The organism is Bacillus sp. SIMBA_026, from assembly GCF_046535335.1.
In the GTDB taxonomy this organism is placed as follows: Bacteria; Bacillota; Bacilli; order Bacillales; family Bacillaceae; genus Bacillus; species Bacillus velezensis.
Genome location: NZ_JAWRWX010000001.1, coordinates 1462328 through 1482455, shown reverse-complemented (window position 1 = coordinate 1482455; position 20128 = coordinate 1462328). Strand labels below are relative to the sequence as shown.

Below are 20128 nucleotides of genomic sequence, written 5' to 3'. Positions count from 1 at the left end.
TTGGCAGTTGCCACCGATCAAGTCAAAACGTTCCTGCAGAAAATCAGCCATACGAATTATATCGTCCGGGATCATCGCGTTCATCAAATCCGCGTTCTCCCGGGCGTGACTTTAATAGATATGCTGTATCGGCTCGCCGCCGGTTACCTCGGTGAACGGCCTATAGAATTAAGACAGATTATTTTTAAGCAGCCTGTTGTAACATCTGAAGAGTTTGATAAACACCTGTATGTGACCTTTACGCCGGCGCGTGACAGCTGGAAAGTTGAGATCACTAGCGAAAAAGCAAAAAACGGCACACCGCTTGGCGGAAACCGGGATGAGAATATGGAATGCCAGCTTTATTTGCAAGAAGACACGCCCCGGGCAAAAGAACTGAATATTGAAGCGTTCATGAAAAACGCAAGCCGAAAATGGGACATGCATGACATTTACGGAATTGCAAGAAGAAGCCATATTGAGCATGGCGAGTTTATGAAAAATGAAGGGGCCGTTTATCAGCTTCAGGATAAAGAAGAATTAATAGAGCTCACTCTGAGTGATTTGGCTGAAGGATTCCGGGAGAAATTTAAGGCGCATCCGGCTTTTTTAGATGCGTCCACCCTTGCCGGCTCTTCCTTTGCATTGTCGGCCCAAAAGCAGAATGACACACCTTATATTCCTTTTATGATCAATCGTTTTTGCATACATCAGCCGTTTCCGAAAACGATTTACACTTATTCTGCGAAAAACAGCCGCACTGAAAGCGGCGCATCAGACAGCGAACCTGATGTTTATTCGGCCGACTTCACGATTTACGACAGGGCAGGGAACGTATTGGCCGAATGTGAGAAACTGACAGTGAAAAGGGTCAGACAAGCGAATATGATTACCCATCTGATAGACAAAGAGAAGCCGCCTCAGCAGAACAGAAGCGGCCGTGGAGAGCCCGAAAGTCCTGTGGCCGCAGAAGACGTGCCTGAACAGCAAACGCCGGACCAAAACATGGTGACTTACATAAAGTCGGAAATCGCCAGGTTGATCAATCGTCCGGCACAGGATATTGATGTGCGGAAAGGCTTTTATGATATGGGGCTTGACTCGGCGCATTTGCTGAAGCTTGTAAAGATATTAGAGCAGACTTTTCAGCAGCAGTTTTATCCGACTCTGCTTTTTGAATATTCATCTGTCCGCCGCCTTGCGGATTACCTTATCAATGAAGCGGGCTGTGTGCTGAAAGATTCGGCCGAAGAACGGCATACATCAGATGCTGACATCGCTGATGAGGTTCTGTTTTTTGAACCCGCCTGGAAAGATCATCCGCTGGAAACGGCGGTGCAGAACAGGCAAAAACACACCCGTCATCTCCTTATCGCTGCCGATGCAGGACCCCGTCTCACCGGTGAACTCGGCGCACATTGCCCGGAAGCGGAAGTGATAGAACTGAAAAGGGAGCATGAGGTTGCAGATGAGCAGTTTGAAGCAGATGCCGAGCGCATATTTCGTATGCTCAAACGGGAACTGACAGACCATCCGAAAGAACATACATTGATTCAGCTTGTATGCGCCGTTGAGAATGGAGCGGCATTTTCTTCCGCTCTCGGGGCTATGCTGAAAACGGCACATCTGGAAAATCCGGCTCTTCGCACTCAGGTGATCACCTTCTGTGACAAGAATGAGAGATTGCCAAGTGAGACGGCCGCAATCATTAGAACAGAAGCAGACTGCTCTTATGCAGGCTGCACAGACATTCGGTATAAAGACAATATGCGGCAGATCAGATTGTTCGAACGTATTGAGAAACTGGACGGGCAGACACAGTCTCCTTGGAAACAAAACGGCGTATATGTCATTACAGGAGGCCTCGGCGGTCTTGGATTTCTGCTTGCCCGTCACCTTGCAGAAAAAGAAAAAGTGAAGCTCGCACTCATCGGCCGTTCGCCGGAACAGTCTGAGAAGATCAGCAGACTGAAAGCATTGGGCGCAGAAGTTCTTTACGTTCAAGCGGACATCGGCAATAAAACCGAAACAGAGCGGGCATTTGCTCAGATTACAGAAACCTTCGGCCGGCTGACGGGTATTTTTCATTGCGCCGGTGTTTTAAAAGATCAATTTATCATCCAAAAAGACAGTTCTGACTTGAAGCAGGTGTTTCTGCCGAAAATCAGCGGCCTGATTCATACGGACGAAGCTTCACGGCATGAACCGCTTGAATTTTTCGCCGTATTTTCCTCATTCTCGGCGTTGGCCGGAAATGCGGGCCAGACAGATTATGCCGCAGCGAACGCTTTTATGGATGAATATATGAAATATCGCGATTGCAAAGCGGAAAAAGGCGAACGGACCGGGGCTTCTATGACGATCAACTGGCCGCTTTGGGAAGATGGCGGCATGCAGGTTGACAGCTTGATGAAAGAGATCATGAATGATGCAACCGGCACCAGCCCGCTTCCGACTGGGGAAGGGATGGCTTCACTTGAATATATGCTGCGACTCGGCAAGCTGCAATCTGTTATTTTATACGGGAAGGAGCCGGCTGTAACTGAAAGCATGGGCCGATTGGATCAGGTGGCAGACAAGAACCGCTCTTCATTATCCCATGCAGCTGTCAAGAGAAGGAGCCGAAAACAAGAGAGACACACAGAAGAGCACGATATTGCGGTAATCGGATTGGCGGGAAGATATCCGCAAGCGGGAAGCATCGATGAATTTTACCAAAATCTGCGCTCAGGTAAAGACTGCATCACAACAATGCCGAAAGACAGATGGAAAGGTTATTCTTTCTCATATGAAGCAGATCAGTTCTACCGTTACGGAGGATTTTTAGATCGCATAGACAGCTTTGATCCGCTATTTTTCAATCTGACTCCGCGCCAGGCTGAAATGATGGACCCGCAGGCGCGGCTGTTTTTAGAGACGGCTTGGGAAGCTTGTGAAGATGCCGGTTTTTATCAGGACAGAACGGCGCGCGGGCCATCTTCGCAAAAAAGAAAACGCGTCGGGGTATTCGCAGGTGTGTTTTGGAGCCATTATGAGCTGTTCGGGGCTGAAATTACACAGCGGGGCACACCGCTGTCTATGGGCGTAACGCCTGCCTCTGTTCCGAATATTGTGTCTCACTGCCTGAACTTTACAGGACCGTCAATGGCTGTTGATACGATGTGCTCTTCTTCGCTCACATCCATACATTTGGCATGTGAAAGCATTAAAAGGGGGGAGTGCGAATTCGCCCTTGCCGGGGGTGTGAATGCGGTCACACACCCGCATAAATATGCGTTTTTGGCGAATGCCGGATTTCTGTCTTCAGAAGGCGTCTGCAAAAGCTTCGCCGACGGCGGTGACGGCTATGTGCCGGGAGAAGGCGTCGGCGCGGTGTTACTGACAACCGTTCAAGAAGCGGAAAGAATGGGCTGTCCGATATATGGCGTCATAAAAGGCTCCGCTTTAAACCATGTCGGAAAAACATCCGGTTTGACCGTGCCTGATCCGGCATCACAGGCGGAAGTCATTACAGATTCTTTTCAGAGTGCCGGCGTTGATCCGGAGACATTGAGCTATATTGAAGCCCACGGAACAGGCACGTCTCTGGGTGATCCGATTGAAATTGAAGGGCTGAGCCGCGCATTCCGCAAATGGACAAATAAGAAGCGGTTTTGCGCCATCGGCTCTGCCAAATCAAATATCGGCCATTTAGAAGGAGCCGCCGGAATCGCCGGATTAACAAAGGTGCTTTTGCAGCTGAAGCATGGAGAAATCTTTCCGTCATTGCACGCGGACACGCTGAATCCCCATATTCCGTTTCCGGACACGCCGTTTTATGTGGCGGACCGGCTGGAAGAATGGGAACGGCCGTCACATTCTGACCAGCCGAGAAGAGCGGGTTTAAGTTCTTTTGGCGCCAGCGGGAGCAATGCCCATTTTGTCATAGAAGAATATCTGCCGCCACAGGCTGAAAAGAAATCGGTGAATATAAGGGAAGACGAGCCGGTTCTGTTTCTGCTTTCGGCAAAAAATGAAGAACGCCTATTAGAATATGTCAAACGGTATGACCGCTTTTTACGGGAAAAAGAAGTCAACCTTAAAGACCTGGCCTACACGCTTCAAGCTGGCAGAGAAGCGATGCCTGAACGGCTGGCATTTATCGTTACTTCCGTTTGCGGTCTGCAAGCGAAACTGAAGGATGTGCTTGAACGGAAAACAGAAATTGAAGGATGTTTCCGCGGACGTGCTCAAGATGATATTTCATCAAGTGGAATGGCCGAGCTGTTGAAAAACAAGCAATATTCCAGATTGCTCACTGAGTGGGCAAAAGGAGCCGCCGTTGACTGGAGCCTGTTATACGAAGGAGAGAAGCCGAAACGGGTCAGCCTTCCTGTATATCCGTTCGCGAAGGAGCGGTATTGGGTGCCTGTGCCTGCGGATATCCGGAAACAGACAGACGAATCGGTGGAAAACCAAAAGATCATTCTTCAAAAAGACTGGAAGCAGCAAGATCCGGCGGAATCTGAAGCGTTATCAGGAACAGTAATGATACTTGCAACGGATAAGACGCGCCGATTGGCCGATGCTCTTTTTAAAGGAAACAGCCATATTGAAACGATCTGTTTCATCCATCAGGCAAAAGACGGCGCCGATTATTACGCCGCCGCATCGGGGCGAAACCTTTACGGCAGAGTGCGGGAGTCTCTTCAAAACAAACAGATACTTGGGATCGTCGACATAACCGCATATGATGCGGAATATGAACGGCAGGAAGAGATAGAACACGGAAAGCTTGTCTTTTTACAGCAGGCTCTTGAATCATTCCGTCATAGCGGCGCTGTGTTCAGCCAAGTGACACACCGCCTCCAGCCTTTCAAGGAAAGTAAACCTCTGATGCAAGGGGCGAAAACGGCGGGGCTGTACCGGATGCTGGGCGCTGAGTATGCCAACATTCATTCTTTTACGATAGATAGCGATTGTGCGATTGAGCATACAGAAGAATTAAGCAGACAGATTGAGACTGAATTTTTACAGCCGCGGGCCAAAAGCGGCAGTGAATGCTGCTACAGGCTGAATCGCCGTTATGTGCCGTTTCTGAAGCAGGGTATGAATGTTTCGGCGGCGCCTGAGCTTTCCTATTCGTCTGATGATGTGCTGTTAATAACGGGCGGATCGCGCGGGATCGGCGCAATTGCGGCGGAGCATGCCGTTTCACGCGGATGCAGGAAACTGGTCATCATGGGGCGGGAGCCGCTTCCCGATTCCTCAGAGTGGGCAGACATGAAAAAGGACGGCATTCTCCCGGAAAAAGCCGAGCGGATGCAGAGGTTAGCCGAGCGGGGCGCGGAGATCCGCTATTACAGCGTTTCTCTTACGGATCAAAAGGGGCTCAGGAACATGATGGACAGCATCCGCGGCACGATGGGACCGATTACCGGCGTTTTTCATTGCGCGGGTGCAATGGGAGAACACCCCGCTTTTTATAACAAAACCGAAACTGAAATCGAAAGCGTTTGCACGCCGAAAGTAACAGGGCTTCGCGGTCTCTATGAAGCCGTTCAGAATGAGCCGCTGTCGTTTTTTATTTTGTTCTCATCCGTTTCGGGCCTGATCCCTACGCTTGCTGCGGGGCAAAGTGACTACGCGATGGCTAATTCATTTATGGACTCTTTTGCAAATCATCAAGCAGGTAAAGGAAACGTGTTTGTTAAAGCCGTTCAATGGCCCGTCTGGAAAGAAACCGGCATGGCTGAAGGCCTGCCGGAAACACCTGCTTATCAAAAATCAGGACTTTCCAGGCTGTCTGCCAAAGACGGACTGAAGTTTTTAGATTACATCATTTTAAACGGACAAAGCTGCGGAATTCCTTGTGTTCCAGAAGACAGTGAGGCTGATTTTGGTGATCTTCTGAAGGTGAAGAAATCTGAAGCTCCCGTGAAAAAAAGCACTGCCGGTGACCAAAAGGTGAAGGATATGATTCGTCAATGGGTGCGCACAGTCTTCAGTGAAGAACTGAAAATGACGGATGAGCAGATAAAAGATGATATGCCGTTTGATGAATACGGGATTGACTCAATACTCTTTGCGGAATTGGTTCAATCATTGCAAAAACGGATCAGCATAAAGTTAACACCGTCCTTAATGCTTCAATATCAAACGATTACAGAAATGGTTGACTATTTCGCAGCGCATCATGAAGCCGATTTTGTGACAAAAGAAAATGGTTTCGTTCAAGACAGGGACGTCCAGCCTGATTTAACCGCCGCCGCTGAAGAGAGAACATCCATAAAGCCGAAAGCGGATACCGAAGACGATATTGCCGTCGTCGGTATGTCCTGCCGTTTTCCGGGGGCGGGCGGAACGGATGCTTTTTGGGAGCTGCTGATGAAAGGAAACACCGCCATTCGGCCTGTCCCCGCATCGCGCTGGCATGCAACAGCAAATGCAAAGGATTATGCGGGGTGGATTGATGATATCGACATGTTTGATGCAGGCTTTTTCGGCATCTCTGAAAAAGACGCGGCAATTATGGACCCGCAGGCGCGGATCATAATAGAAGAAGCGGTTCATTCCGTAAATGATGCCGGGTACGGCCAAAAGGATTTATCGGGCCGGAAAGTCGGCGTGTACATCGGCGGCAGGGCGCAGCCTTCAGCCGGTATGGAACATATCCTGCAGGCGCCTAACCCGATTTTGGGGGCGGGGCAAAACTATTTGGCGGCCAACATTTCACGATTTTTGAATGTCACAGGGCCGAGCCTTGTCGTGGATACAGCATGTTCCTCAGGGCTGATCGGGCTGTCCTTTGCAAAAGACGCCCTTTTAGCCGGAAGGATTGACGCGGCCTTAGTCGGTTCGGTGAGTCTGCTCTTATCTCCGTCCGCGCACCGGTTATTCGGAGCACGCCATATTTTAAATGAGAACGGCGTGTTTCATATATTTGACCGTGAATCAGCGGGAGAAGTGCTCGGAGAAGGAGCGGGGGCGGTTTTTATCAAACGATTGAGCGATGCGGTGCGGGACGGAGACCGTATTTACGGCGTCATAAAAGCCGTCTCGGTAAACAATGACGGCCGGACGCTCGGTCCCGGTTCACCGAATATAAGAGCGCAGAGAGACGCCATTCAAACTGCGCTTGACATGGCGGAAAAGTCGCCCGAAGACATTGGATATATAGAAGTGAACGGAGGCGGTTCCCCAATCGTTGATTCGGTGGAAATCAAGGCGCTCTCAGATGTCTATCAGCTGAACCGGAAAACGCTTCTGCCCTGCCGGATCGGATCGGTGAAACCGAATGTAGGGCATTTGCTTCTGTCTTCAGGTCTTGCGGGCTTCATCCGATGTGTGCTGAGCGTCTATCATAAGCGGATTCCGCCTTTCTTATCAGCGCGTGAGCCATTTGAACATTATGACTTTGAAGCGTCGCGTATTCATTTTAATCGTGAACCCGTTGATTGGCATTCAGAGAAGAAACCCCGCGTCGCAGCTCAGAGTTCATTTCCTGACGGCGGGACAAATGCTCATATCCTCGTTGAAGAATACAGAGGTGAAAGGCAGCGGGAACATCACCGGGCGCCTCAGCCGCCGGAATTCAGAAAAAAACACTACCCCCTTTTGGGCGGCTGGAACAGCACGGAGAATGAAGTGGAAAAAACAAGTAATGAAAAAACAGACATTGCGGATCTTTTAAAGAAATATGAGAAAAAAGCAGAGACAAGCACTGCACCTGCTGACTCGTTTTGGCAGGTGACAACGTGACGTTTTTAAAAGGGGACTAACCATGAAAAAAACAGTGAATCTGCGCCTGACGGCAGAACATCCCATTATGAAAAACCATCTTGTTCACGGCGAATCTGTCATGCCCGGTCTGGCCTATATTGATATGCTGTATCAGCTGGCAAAGCAAAGCCTCGATCTTTCATTCCGTTCCATCTGTCTGAAACGGGTGACCATTTATCATCCTTTATCAGTGAAGCGGTCAGAGCGGCTTGATGTGAGTGTCATATTCAGTAAAGAAAAGGAGTTCTGGACAGCCTCGATTTGCGGGGCGGATTCCGGGACGGTTTTCTTATCAGCGGAGGTGCATGAAGGAGTCTTCTCATCAGATAGGCGCCTTGACGCAGAGGAGAAAAAACAACAAGCCGCACTTCCATCAGTCTCTTTGCATACGGTTTACGAAGACGCGAGAAGCCGCGGACTGTCGCATGACGGGCTGATGAAGCCGGAGGGAGAGATCTATGCAAATGAAGGGGAATGTTTCCTTGATATTCGGCTGTCTGATTCATGCCAGGAAAATCTCCCCGGCGCTCTCTTTCATCCCGCGCTGATGGACGGTGCCGCCATGGCCTCCGGCGTATTGCAGACAGCTGCAGGCGCCGGTTTGTTTTTACCGATTTATTATGATTCGTTTATTGCCGCTGAAACCGTTACGGAGCGCTGTTACGCGGTGATTTCGAAAAAGTCCGGCACGCCGTCTGAAATGGTGAAAATGGATATTGACTTTTACAACATCAACGGTGCACATATTGCTTCACTGCTCGGCCTGACAGCCAAAAAGGTGCGGACAGACCGGCAGCTGATACCAGGCGTTCAGCAGATGGAGGAAACCTTATACCGCATTTTCTCAACATACGTAGGCCGTCCTGTCACAAGAAATGATGCGCACACCGTGTTTTTTGAATTAGGTCTTGAATCGTCACAGCTTCTGGCCATTATTAAAGACATCGAAGAGGCGTTTGATCTGCGGCTGAATCCGACTCTTTTATTTGAATGCAGCAGTATATTCGAGCTGCTTGAAGACATAAAAACAAAAGGAACAGATGAACCTTCCGGCCTTGTTGCGAATGCAGCACCGGTTTCTGAAACGCAATCAGGCAGTCAGACATTTACTTTCTATGAACATGAAGCATTTCTTCAGGATCATCTGGTTTTCGGCAAACCGGCACTGATGGGTGTAGTGTATCCGTGTCTGGTGCTAGAAGCATCCGGAGCGTCTCATTCCGGCACGTATCCCGCCGAGCTGAAAGATATCCGTTTTACGGGCGGGCCCGTCACGCTGGAGCCGGGAGAGGCCGCACATGTTGACATTTCATTTGCAGCAGAAAAGAGTGCCGAACGCTTTACCGCAAGCTGCTCTGTCTCCGGTAAAGAAAGCCGGAAGACGTGTGCCGAAGGAGAAATAAGCAGAGGTATAGAGGCACCCGTGAAAAAATCATATGACGTTGAACAAATGAAGTCGCATGCACAAAAGGTGGCGCCGGATGTCATTTCCCGTCTGTACGATTCGGTTGCCGGCTTCACGATAGGCCCGATGCTGAAAACGGTAACGGCGGGATACAAAATGAGTGAGAGCTCCTTTTTATTGCAGCTGGACTTATCAGGGAAAAAAGAGAAGGGCGATCTGCATCACTTTGCATTTGATCCGCTTATATTGAATTCTTGTTATATGTCGCTCGGTGAAGAAGAGTTGCAGCTGAAAAAGCGGATTCACGTCCCGCTCATGATTGAGAGGCTGACGCTTTACGGACCTGTCATGTCTGATACTGTCTATGTGGTGAATACAATCAAACATAAAAAAGACGGATTTCTCTCATTTGACGCCGCAGTCCTCAGCCATACCGGAGAACAGCTGGCGGAATTGAAAAACGCGTCTGTGAAAGAAGTGCTTCAGCCAAATCGGCTTGAAAATGCGTCTTTTGCCCCGTCCGGGAATCAAAGCCGTCAGAAAACGAAAGGAAACCCGCTGGATATTGCCATTGTCGGAATTTCCGGCAAGTATCCGCAGGCCGATGATATCAATGCGTTTTGGGAAAATCTCAAACAAGGAAAGGATTGTATTACCGAAATTCCGAAAGACCGCTGGAAATGGGAACATTACTTTTCCGAGGACCGGACGGCGCCGGGAGCGATCTACAGCAAATGGGGCGGATTCATTGACGGGATCGCCGATTTTGATCCTGAGTTCTTTAAGATTTCCCCCCGTGAAGCGGAACACCTTGATCCTCAGGAACGGCTGTTTTTAATGCATGCGTGGATGGCGATGGAGGATGCGGGATATACGAGGACATCACCTGAACTGGGCCGTCAGGTAGGTGTGTATGCCGGTGTCATGTATCAGGAATACCCGCTATTCGCGGCTGAAGCGGGAGTGAAAGGACGGCATATCGGGCTCCCCGGCGGGATTTCATCCATTGCTAACCGTGTCTCCTATTTTTGTGATTTTCAAGGGCCGAGCATTTCGGTCGATACGATGTGTTCGGGTTCTCTGACTTCATTGTACATGGCGTGCCGGGATCTGCGGGATCATCGAATTCGCGCGGCGCTTGCCGGCGGAGTGAATCTCACCGTTCATCCTAACAAGTACTTCATGCTGAGCCAGGGGCAGTTCATCTCATCTAAAGGACACTGCGGGAGTTTCGGCGCCGGGGGTGACGGCTATATTCCGGCAGAAGGGGTCGGGGTGCTGCTTCTTAAACGTTTAGAAGACGCCGTACAAGACGGAGATCGGATTTACGGCGTCATTAAGGGAGCTGCCATTAATCACGGCGGAAGAGCGAGCGGTTACACCGTACCGAACCCCAAGGCGCAGAGCGAAGTTATTTCTCAAGCTTTACAGGAGGCGGGGGTATCTCCGGGCCAGATCAGCTATGTGGAAGCGCACGGGACAGGGACAAAATTAGGCGATCCGATTGAAATCCGGGCTTTAACCGATGCATTCGGTGATGTTCCTGAAACATGTCTCATCGGGTCTGTCAAATCAAATATCGGACATGGGGAATCGGCAGCAGGCATCGCCGCTGTCACAAAAGTGCTGCTGCAGATGAAGCACAAACAAATCGCCCCATCTTTGCATGCGGATGTTTTAAATCCGAATATCCAATTTGACGAAGGGCCGTTTTCCGTCTGCCGGGAATTAACAGATTGGAAACGGATTGCCGCAGACGGAGAAGAACAGCCGCTCAGGGCGGGGATCAGCAGCTTTGGTGCGGGCGGTTCTAACGCGCATATCATTATTGAAGAATATGAGGCTCCTGTCAAACAAGCAATCAGCAGCCAAGAGCCGGCTGTCATTCTGCTGTCTGCGAAAAACGGGGAGCGTCTGACAGAATATGCGGAGCGCCTTCTTGCTTTTCTTCAAAAGAAGCATACGGATCAGCCGGACTTATTTGATGTCGCATATACTTTACAAGCGGGGCGGGAAGCGATGGATGAGCGGCTGGCTCTCATTGCGGACTCCCTTAAGGAGCTGGAGGACAAGCTCAGATCGTACTTGGAAAATGAAAACGCACCGCATCTTTACAGGGGGCGGGCGAAGCGAAATCATGAGACAGTTGCTGTGTTTGAATCTGATGAAGATTTGCAGGAAGCCATGGTCAAATGGCTGAAAAAGAGAAAGTACGGTCATTTGCTGAACATGTGGGTGCAGGGAGTCGATGTGGACTGGAACTTGTTATATTCGGGACAAAAACCCCGGAGAATCAGCCTTCCCGCCTATCCGTTTGCAAAGGTCAGATGCTGGATTCAAGATGAAGCCGAGGCGGTTTCAAAAAGGGATGACGGCAAAACGGTGATCCATCCGCTGCTTCATGAAAACACATCCGATCTGTGGGAGCTGAAATTCACATCCGTTTTTACCGGACGGGAATTCTTTTTCACTGATCACACAGTCAATGGGGAGAAAGTGCTCCCGGGAGCCGCCGTGATCGAAATGGTCAGGGCGGCCGTTGAGCGTGCCGCATACGCTTTGCCGGACGGACGTAAAGGAATGTATTTGAAAGATCTCATATGGATGAGGCCTGTCGTTCATAAGGGGACGGATGTAGAAGTCCATATCAGCCTTATCCTTAAGGAAAATGAAGACATTGAATTTACGATTTACAGCCTATCGGAAGAACCCGGGGGAGAACGGATTTTATACAGTAAAGGAACCGCGGTATCAGGAGAGATAGCAGCGGTTCCGTCAGTTCACTTAGAGGGCTGGCTGTCCGGCTGCAGCCAATCGGTTATGACGTCTGATGAGGTTTATCAGGCTTTCCGGCATGCGGATATGATATACGGGCCGAGCCATCAAGGAATTAATCAGCTGATGATCGGAGAGAGGGGCGCTGCAGCCCGGCTGTCGCTGCCGGAATCGGCAGACAGTACCGCCGATCAGTTTGTCATCCACCCGAGTCTTTTAGATGCCGCGTTTCAGGCGTCATTGGGTGCCGGTTCAGATACTGCCGGAGATACTCCGATGTTGCCGTTTTCCCTGAGGCAGGCAGAAATATTTCAGCCGACTCAGAAAACGATGTGGGCGCTTGTCCGCAAACAGAGCGATCGGTCAGATAACGGAGCGCTGACGCTGGATATTGATTTATGTGATGAAAACGGCGCTGTTTGTATGAGATTGACAGGCTTCTCCTGCCGGGCGGTCCGGCAGACAAACCAAACCGAAAGCAAACGGCAGGAAGTTCAGACGGCGATGCTTGCCCCTGTTTGGGACAAAACTTTCTTTTCCCTGGAAGAAAATCGAGCGGTTGATCAGGAACAATTGCTGATCATTGGAAAGCCGGGAAATACCATAAAGGCTGCGGCAAAAATGTGGCCCCGCGCCCATCTGGCGGAGACGCCGGAGCATTCAAGCGAGCAAACATTACGTAAATTGACAGCCGGGTATCAAGATATCCGCCATTTCTTATGGATTGCGCCGGATCGTTTCGCACCCGCATCCGTCAGTCAGGAAATGCTTGATGAGCAGGAGAATGGGGTGATTCAATGTTTCCGTTTCATCAAAGCGCTGCTGTCACTCGGATATGGAAACCGAAACATCAGCTTTACGGCGGTCACCCGGCAGACACAGTGCGTGTATCCGGGTGATCTGCCGCAGCCTGAGCATGCAGGTGTACACGGTTTGATCGGTTCATTGGCAAAAGAATATCCGAACTGGGACATCAGGCTGATTGATGCAGAAGAAGGCAGTGATTCGTCTGAAATGAAAAACATCTGGCGCCTCCCTCCAGATCCGGACGGAAATGCTGCCGCGTACCGTAACGGAGCTTGGCACAAGCAAAAAACAGTCCGGGTGCTGACAAGTTCCGCTCCGCGTATGTCGTACAGAGAAGGCGGCGTTTATGCTGTCATCGGCGGAGCGGGCGGCATCGGAGAAGCATGGAGCAAATACATGATCACCCGTTACAAGGCACGGATGATATGGATCGGCAGGCGGCCGAAGGATCAGGAGATTCAGAGCAAAATAGACAGGCTGGCGCTATCAGGCCCCGCGCCGCATTATATACAGGCTGATGCTCAAGATGCCGCAGCGCTTAAGGCTGCCGTCCGTTCCGTAAGAGAGCAATACGGCAATATAACGGGAGTCATCCATTCCGCGATAACGCTTGCCGACAAAAGTATGGCCAATATGGATGAAGCTTCTTTCAGAAACGCTTTTTCAGCTAAGGTGAATACGAGCGTCCGAATGATCGAAGCTTTTAAGGGAGAACCGCTTGATTTTGTGCTGTTTTTCTCATCCGTTAATTCTTTCACAAAAAATGCCGGGCAAAGCAACTATGCGGCAGGGTGTACATTTCAAGACGCCTTTGCCCGCCATATCGCTTCCTTTCTTGATTGTGAAGTGAAAGTCATGAATTGGGGATATTGGGGCAGTCTGGGCGTTGTATCAGACCCGTCTTACAGAAAACGGATGGAGGCGTCAGGGATCGGTTCTATTGAACCCGATGAAGCAATGGAGGCGCTGGAAGTCTTACTATCAGAACCGTTCAGTCAAGCGGCATTCATCAAAGCTGCTCCGCACGGCTTAGCCGCACTGACGGATCAAGATGCAATATCGGTTGTATCCGGCCCGAAGCCTTCATTTATGGAAAGCGTCAAGCGGCAAAATCCGGATCGGAATGAACGGCTTGAGACTTTAAAACGAGAAATGGAGTTGCGCATATGAACAGCCTTCTTTGCAAACTGCTCTTTTACCAATTACAGTCAATCGGCTTTTTCAGCGAGCCTGTCACTACACCTGCAGCATCGATGCGGAGCGCCGGCGTGATCGGCACATACGGCAGATGGCTGGAAGAAAGCCTGAATCTATTAAAAGAAAACGGATATATCGCGTATGACGGATACACGATCACCCTCCTCACGGATCAGCGTCAGGACAGCCGCACAGTCTGGAATGAGTGGAATGCCCATAAACGCCTGCTTCCCAATGGGGAGCTTGCGCAAGCTGAATTGGCCGAGGCGACGATAAAAGCGATGCCTTCCATTTTAAAAGGAGAACGTCCGGCTACGGATATCGTATTTCCCGATTCATCAATGCGGCTCGTTGAAGGTGTTTATAAGCATAATCCTGTCGCGGATTTTTTTAATGAAGTGTTAGCAGATTCCGCGGCCGCTTACCTGAAAGCCTATCTTACAGAACACCCCGATGCCCGCATCAGGCTGATAGAAGTAGGGGCCGGGACGGGCGGAACGAGCGCCATGCTGTTTACGAAACTGAAACCATTCGCAAAACAGATTGCGGAATATTGTTATACGGATGTTTCTAAAGCTTTTTTAATGCATGCCGAACAGGAATACGGACCTGATGTGCCGTATTTGACAACGGCCTTGTTTAATGCGGAGGAGCCTTGCGAATCACAAAATATCAAAACGGGTGTTTACGATATTGTCATCGCCGCCAATGTGCTTCACGCCACTAAAAATATCGGTTTGACACTGCGCCGTCTGAAAGCGCTCCTGAAATACAACGGGATGATTCTGATAAACGAAATCAGCGATCGTTCTGTTTTTACCCATTTAACCTTCGGGCTGCTTGACGGCTGGTGGTCCTATGAGGATGCTGAGCTTCGGATTCCGGGAAGTCCCGGCTTATATCCAAAATCGTGGGAGCGTGTGCTGCATTCGGAAGGATACAGAGCGGTTTGTTTCCCTGCTGAAACGGCTCATGATTTAGGTCAGCAGATTATCGCAGCTGAGAGTGACGGACTCGTCCGGATGCAAGGGATCAGAGACGGCAGAAAGCCATACGCCGCCCCGGCCGAAGTTTTCCGAAAGACCGCACAGCCTGTTTCCCGCAGCCGCGCGCCAGAGGAGCATCAAGCTGTTAAGGCTGATGGGGAATCGGTCGCTTCCCATGTCCGCTCAGTCATCAAAACAAGTATTGCCGATGTATTAAAAATGAAAGAAGAGGATATTCAGGAAGAACTGAATTTCTCTGAATACGGCATTGATTCCATTCTGGCCGTCAATGTGATTAACGAGATTAATAAGCGTTTGAATCTTACACTGCAGACAACGATTTTATTTGATTACTATCATGTGAAACTGCTGACCGGTTATATCTCGGAAGAATACGAAACTATCATAGCCTCATCTCTGGAGACCGAAAGAGCGAAAATCCGCCCGGCGCTTCAGGAAGAACGGCCTGCTGAAAAACCTCTGCAGACGGAAAGAAAGGAAAACGGTTATCAGAAACCGAAACAAGAACGTATGCCGCCTTCTTTCGCAAAGTCCGATGACTCGGGAATGTTCCGGGTTGTGATTGACCGTCCGGGCGGCATTGAAGATCTGACGATTGCCCGCAGTGAAGTGCCCGAGACAAAAGATGACGAAGTTCAAATAGCCGTCCGCGCCTTTTCTTTAAACTTCGGAGACTTGCTTTGTGTCAGAGGGCTGTACCCGACGATGCCGCCTTATCCGTTCACTCCGGGATTTGAAGCAAGCGGCGTCGTGATCAAGACAGGGAGGCATGTAACATCCGTCATTCCAGGTGATGAAGTGATTGTCGGCATGGGAGAGGAATTTGGATCTCAGGCGAATCTCATCACATGTAAAGAACATCAAGTCTATCATAAACCGGTCCGGCTGACCTTTGAAGAAGCATGCGCTCTTCCCACCGTGGCGGTGACAATGATAGACGCCTTCCGGAAAGCCGGACTTAAAAAAGGCGAAAAAATATTAATTCAGACCGCGACGGGAGGAACGGGGCTGATCGCGGTGCAAATGGCCCGGCATATCGGCGCGGAAATATATGCCACGGCCGGATCACAGAAAAAAATTGAGTATTTGCATTCGCTCGGGGTCCACAATACCATTTGCTATTTAGAAGAAGATTTTGAAACGGAAATCATGCGAATGACCGGCGGCCGTGGGGTGGATGTTGTCATTAATACCCTGGCCGGTGATGCCATGCAAAAAGGAATGAATTGCCTGGCGCCGGGCGGAAGATATATCGAAATTGCCATGACTGCGCTGAAATCCGCTAAATCAGTCGACTTGTCCGTCCTTCATAACAATCAATCGTTTCACAGCGTGGATTTGCGGAAGCTGTCCCTTCAAAATCCGGATCAGGTCAAGGATTATCAATTGGAACTGCAGCGGCTGGCGGAAGAGGGAGTCATTCAGCCTGTCATCTCAAAAATCTTTTCCTTTGAAGACATAAAAGAAGCGTATCACTGTCTGGATGACCGCGGAAATATCGGGAAAATCGTCATCAGCGTTTCTGAGCCGTATCAAATGACGTACCGCCCCGAACAAAAGGATCCGGCCGATACAGTAAAATCAGCAGCTGTGTTACCTGAAAAAGAACCGATCGCGATTATCGGGATGAGCGGGCGGTTTGCTGAATCGGAGAATCTCCAAGAGTTTTGGGAACACTTAGCCGCCGGACGGGATCTGATTAAAAAAGCAGACAGATGGGATGTCTCTGACAGCCAATGCCAGTATGGCAGTTTTATAGAGGACATTGAATGTTTTGACCCCGTTTTCTTTCATATATCGGGACGTGAAGCGACCTATATGGACCCGCAGCAGCGGCTGTTTTTGGAAGAATCATGGAAAGCGCTTGAAGATGCGGGATATGCGGGAGACTCGGTAAGAGGCCGGGAATGCGGCGTGTATGCCGGCTCCTGCGGCGGAGATTACCAGGCCATTTTTAAACAGCAGGGGCCCGCGCAGGCTTTTTGGGGCAATCATAATTCCGTAACTCCGGCAAGGATCGCCTATCACCTAAATTTACAAGGTCCGGCGATCACTGTTGATACAGCATGTTCCAGTTCGCTGACAGCCATTCATTTGGCATGTCAGGGGCTCTGGACGAAAGAAACGGAAATGGCGGTCGCGGGCGGGGTTTTCATTCAATCCACTCCCGCTTTTTATCAGTCGTCAAATAAGGCGAATATGCTGTCACCGACCGGACGCTGCCATACGTTTGATCAAAGCGCGGACGGGTTCGTGCCTGGTGAAGGCGTGGGAGCGGTGGTGCTGAAACGTCTTAGCGACGCCGTTAGTGACGGAGATCATGTGTACGGCGTCATAAAAGGCTCCGCAATGAATCAGGACGGCGCTACAAACGGAATAACCGCCCCAAGCGCGCTTTCTCAAGAACGATTGGAACGGCATGTCTATGACACTTTTCACATTGATCCGGAAACCATTCAAATGGTGGAAGCTCACGGAACGGGCACTGCACTGGGCGACCCGATCGAATTCGGCGCATTAACGCGCGCTTTCCGCCGCTATACGGATAAAAAAGGATATTGCGCCATCGGCTCTGTGAAAACCAATCTCGGACATGCCGCTGCGGCCGCGGGGATGGCCGGACTGTTTAAAATCCTGCTGTCGCTGAAGCATCGGCAGATTCCCGCTTCCCTGCATTTTCATCAAGCCAATCAGCATATTCAATTTGCGGACAGCCCGTTTTTTGTGAATGAAAAGCTGATACCGTGGGAACGGAATCCGGATGGACCGCGCAGAGCCGCCATCAGTTCATTCGGATTCAGCGGAACAAATGCCCATCTTGTGATTGAAGAGGCGCCGCAAACTGTGCGCCGGTCACCGGCAAAACCGGCCTGCCTCATTCCTTTATCTGCGCGGACGGAGCGTCAGCTGGAAATTCAGGCAGAACGCCTGCTGGATTCACTCAGCAAGAACAAAGACAGCGATCTGGGAAATATAAGTTATACGCTCCTGCTCGGCAGAAAGCATCTACATCACCGGTTTGCCTGTATCGTAAGCAGTGCGGACGAACTGAAGCGGGTGTTATCGGAGTGGCTTGTAAAAAGAGAGCTTCCGGGTGTGTTTGTGTCCAATTTGAAGGATCAGAAGCCGGCAGAAGAAGCCGGAATGAAAACATTCGGAATGGAATGCATTGAACAGTGCCGCTCGGCGGCTTCGCCCGCACAGTACAGAGAAAGCCTGGCACATATCGCTGACCTTTTTTGCAGAGGGTATGATCTTCCTTTTACACGGCTTTTTGACGGAGGGCAATATTATAAAACGCCGCTTCCTGCCTACCCGTTTTTAAAAGAAAGGTATTGGGCGGCTGATGTAAACAGTTCTTTACCAGGTCAAGCCATGAAAAAGTCTGAAACGCAAACCGTTCTCCCGTCTTCGCCGCAGCCTGAACATGAAGGGCTGCTTTCTCTGACTCCTTTAACTGAAATCGAAATGAGAGCGTTTGAACCGGAGACATTGCAAAAACCGATCGTGTTACAGCCTTTGGATGGTACTGTTTCTGTCCAGCAGCCAGAAAAAGCCGTTTTCGAAGACAATAGAACATTGCTTGAAGAATTGAGGATAAGCCTGGCAGATATTTTATTTTTGTCACCGGAAGATATTGATGCTGATGAGCCTTTCATCGACATGGGGCTTGACTCCATTATCGGGGTTGAATGGATACAAACAGTAAATAAAACGCACCACACTGAGATTACTGCCAATAAGGTGTATGAACACCCGACGCTTAAGGAGCTTGCGGAATATATAGCGGGGCAAATAAAGAAACCTGAGTATGCTGAAGCGGAGGAAACAGCGGTACGTCCGCAAATCCCGGAAGCAGAAACTCCCCTTGCCAGCATCGCTGACGGCACTTTGCGCAAAGAGCTCAAAGAAAGCCTTGCGGACATCCTGTTTCTGAAGCCGGAAGATATTGATGAGCATGAGGCATTCATTGATATGGGGCTGGATTCTATTATCGGCGTGGAATGGGTTCAGTCCATTAATAAAGCCTATCAAGCGTCTATTACGGCAAATCTGGTCTATGAATATCCGACAATCGCAAAATTAGCCGGGTATCTGACCGGTTCTGTCCAAAAAGACACTGAGGAAGTACATGGGGAACATACGAAACAAAACGATATATCAGAAGAGACAGATGATCAAGAACCGCCCGAGCTGATCTGTCTTAACCCGGGGGGAAAGGGGAGACCGATTTTCTGGTTTCATTCCGCGCTGGGGGCAGTGGAGCTGTACCAGCCTGTTGCCGAACGGACCGGGCGTCCTTTTTACGGAATTCAGGCAAGAGGATGGATGACAGAACGGGAACCGATCCGCGGCATTAAAAACATGGCCGAGTATTACGTTAAGCTCATACGTACCGTGCAGCCCCGGGGTCCTTACGATGTAGGCGGCTATTCATTAGGGGGCATGCTCGCTTATGAAGTCACACGGCAATTGCAGCTGGCTGGAGAAACCGTTGAGTCAATCGTCATGCTCGACTCCTTTGACTCAGCGGGTGCGAGGGAAATAAACATTCCTGATGAATTATTTGATAAAAATATGATGCTGCAGACGGTGAACATGGCTTTATTTGCACCGATCTATCAACATCCGGAACGCATATCTGAAACCTTGATTCATCGTGATGAACTGAATGCCGATCTTCATGAAGACATATTTTTAGAGCAATTAATAGCAAAAGCCAAACAGCGGGGGTTAACGAAGACGGACGCGTTGGTGAAAAATCTGATCAGGCAGAATATAAATGTTCAGGACGCTTACGAAATCACTGATTACGAACTCCTGCCGCTTCCGGATCCGAACGGGGTGACATGCTATTATTTCCGAAATAAAAACGGTATTTTCTTGGGTGAGCTTGATTCGTATTTTACAATCAGGGCTGATATTTTATCCGCTGATTTTGTCAACTATTGGAGCCAGTGGGAAGAGCATATGACAAACATCGCCATCATGGATGTGGCGGTATCCAACCATATGACGTTATTGGCTGAAGACAGCGCAGCTGAAACGATTTCTGAATTTTGCGGCGTTTTATATTCGGCAGACGGAATGACAGAACACAGCTTCCTGCAGCTGCAGGAAAAGATACTGAATGTGCATGGTGAGATGCTGAAGCAGCCCGCCAAAACAAGACCGTAAATTCACATATCCGCCCGCC

3 protein-coding genes are annotated in these 20128 nt (G+C 49.9%); all 3 read left to right on the top strand.

Going from position 1 to position 20128, the window contains the following annotated elements; genetic code table 11:
* From SB847_RS07120 to SB847_RS07110, 3 genes are read left to right on the top strand one after another with little or no spacing between them, the layout of a single operon-like run.
* Positions 1-7719 carry an SDR family NAD(P)-dependent oxidoreductase gene (locus tag SB847_RS07120; RefSeq protein WP_410561579.1) on the top strand — a complete coding sequence of 2573 codons (7719 nt, stop codon included), beginning with the start codon at positions 1-3 and terminating at the stop codon, positions 7717-7719.
* Positions 7720-7741: 22 nt separating this feature from the next.
* Positions 7742-13897, top strand: a complete 6156-nt coding sequence (locus SB847_RS07115; RefSeq protein WP_410561580.1) for a type I polyketide synthase — start codon at positions 7742-7744, stop codon at positions 13895-13897.
* Complete coding sequence (locus SB847_RS07110; RefSeq protein WP_410561582.1) at positions 13894-20109, top strand: beta-ketoacyl synthase N-terminal-like domain-containing protein; 6216 nt, start codon at positions 13894-13896, stop codon at positions 20107-20109. The genes SB847_RS07115 and SB847_RS07110 overlap by 4 nt, the downstream gene beginning before the upstream one ends.
* The last annotated feature ends 19 nt before the right edge of the window (positions 20110-20128 follow it).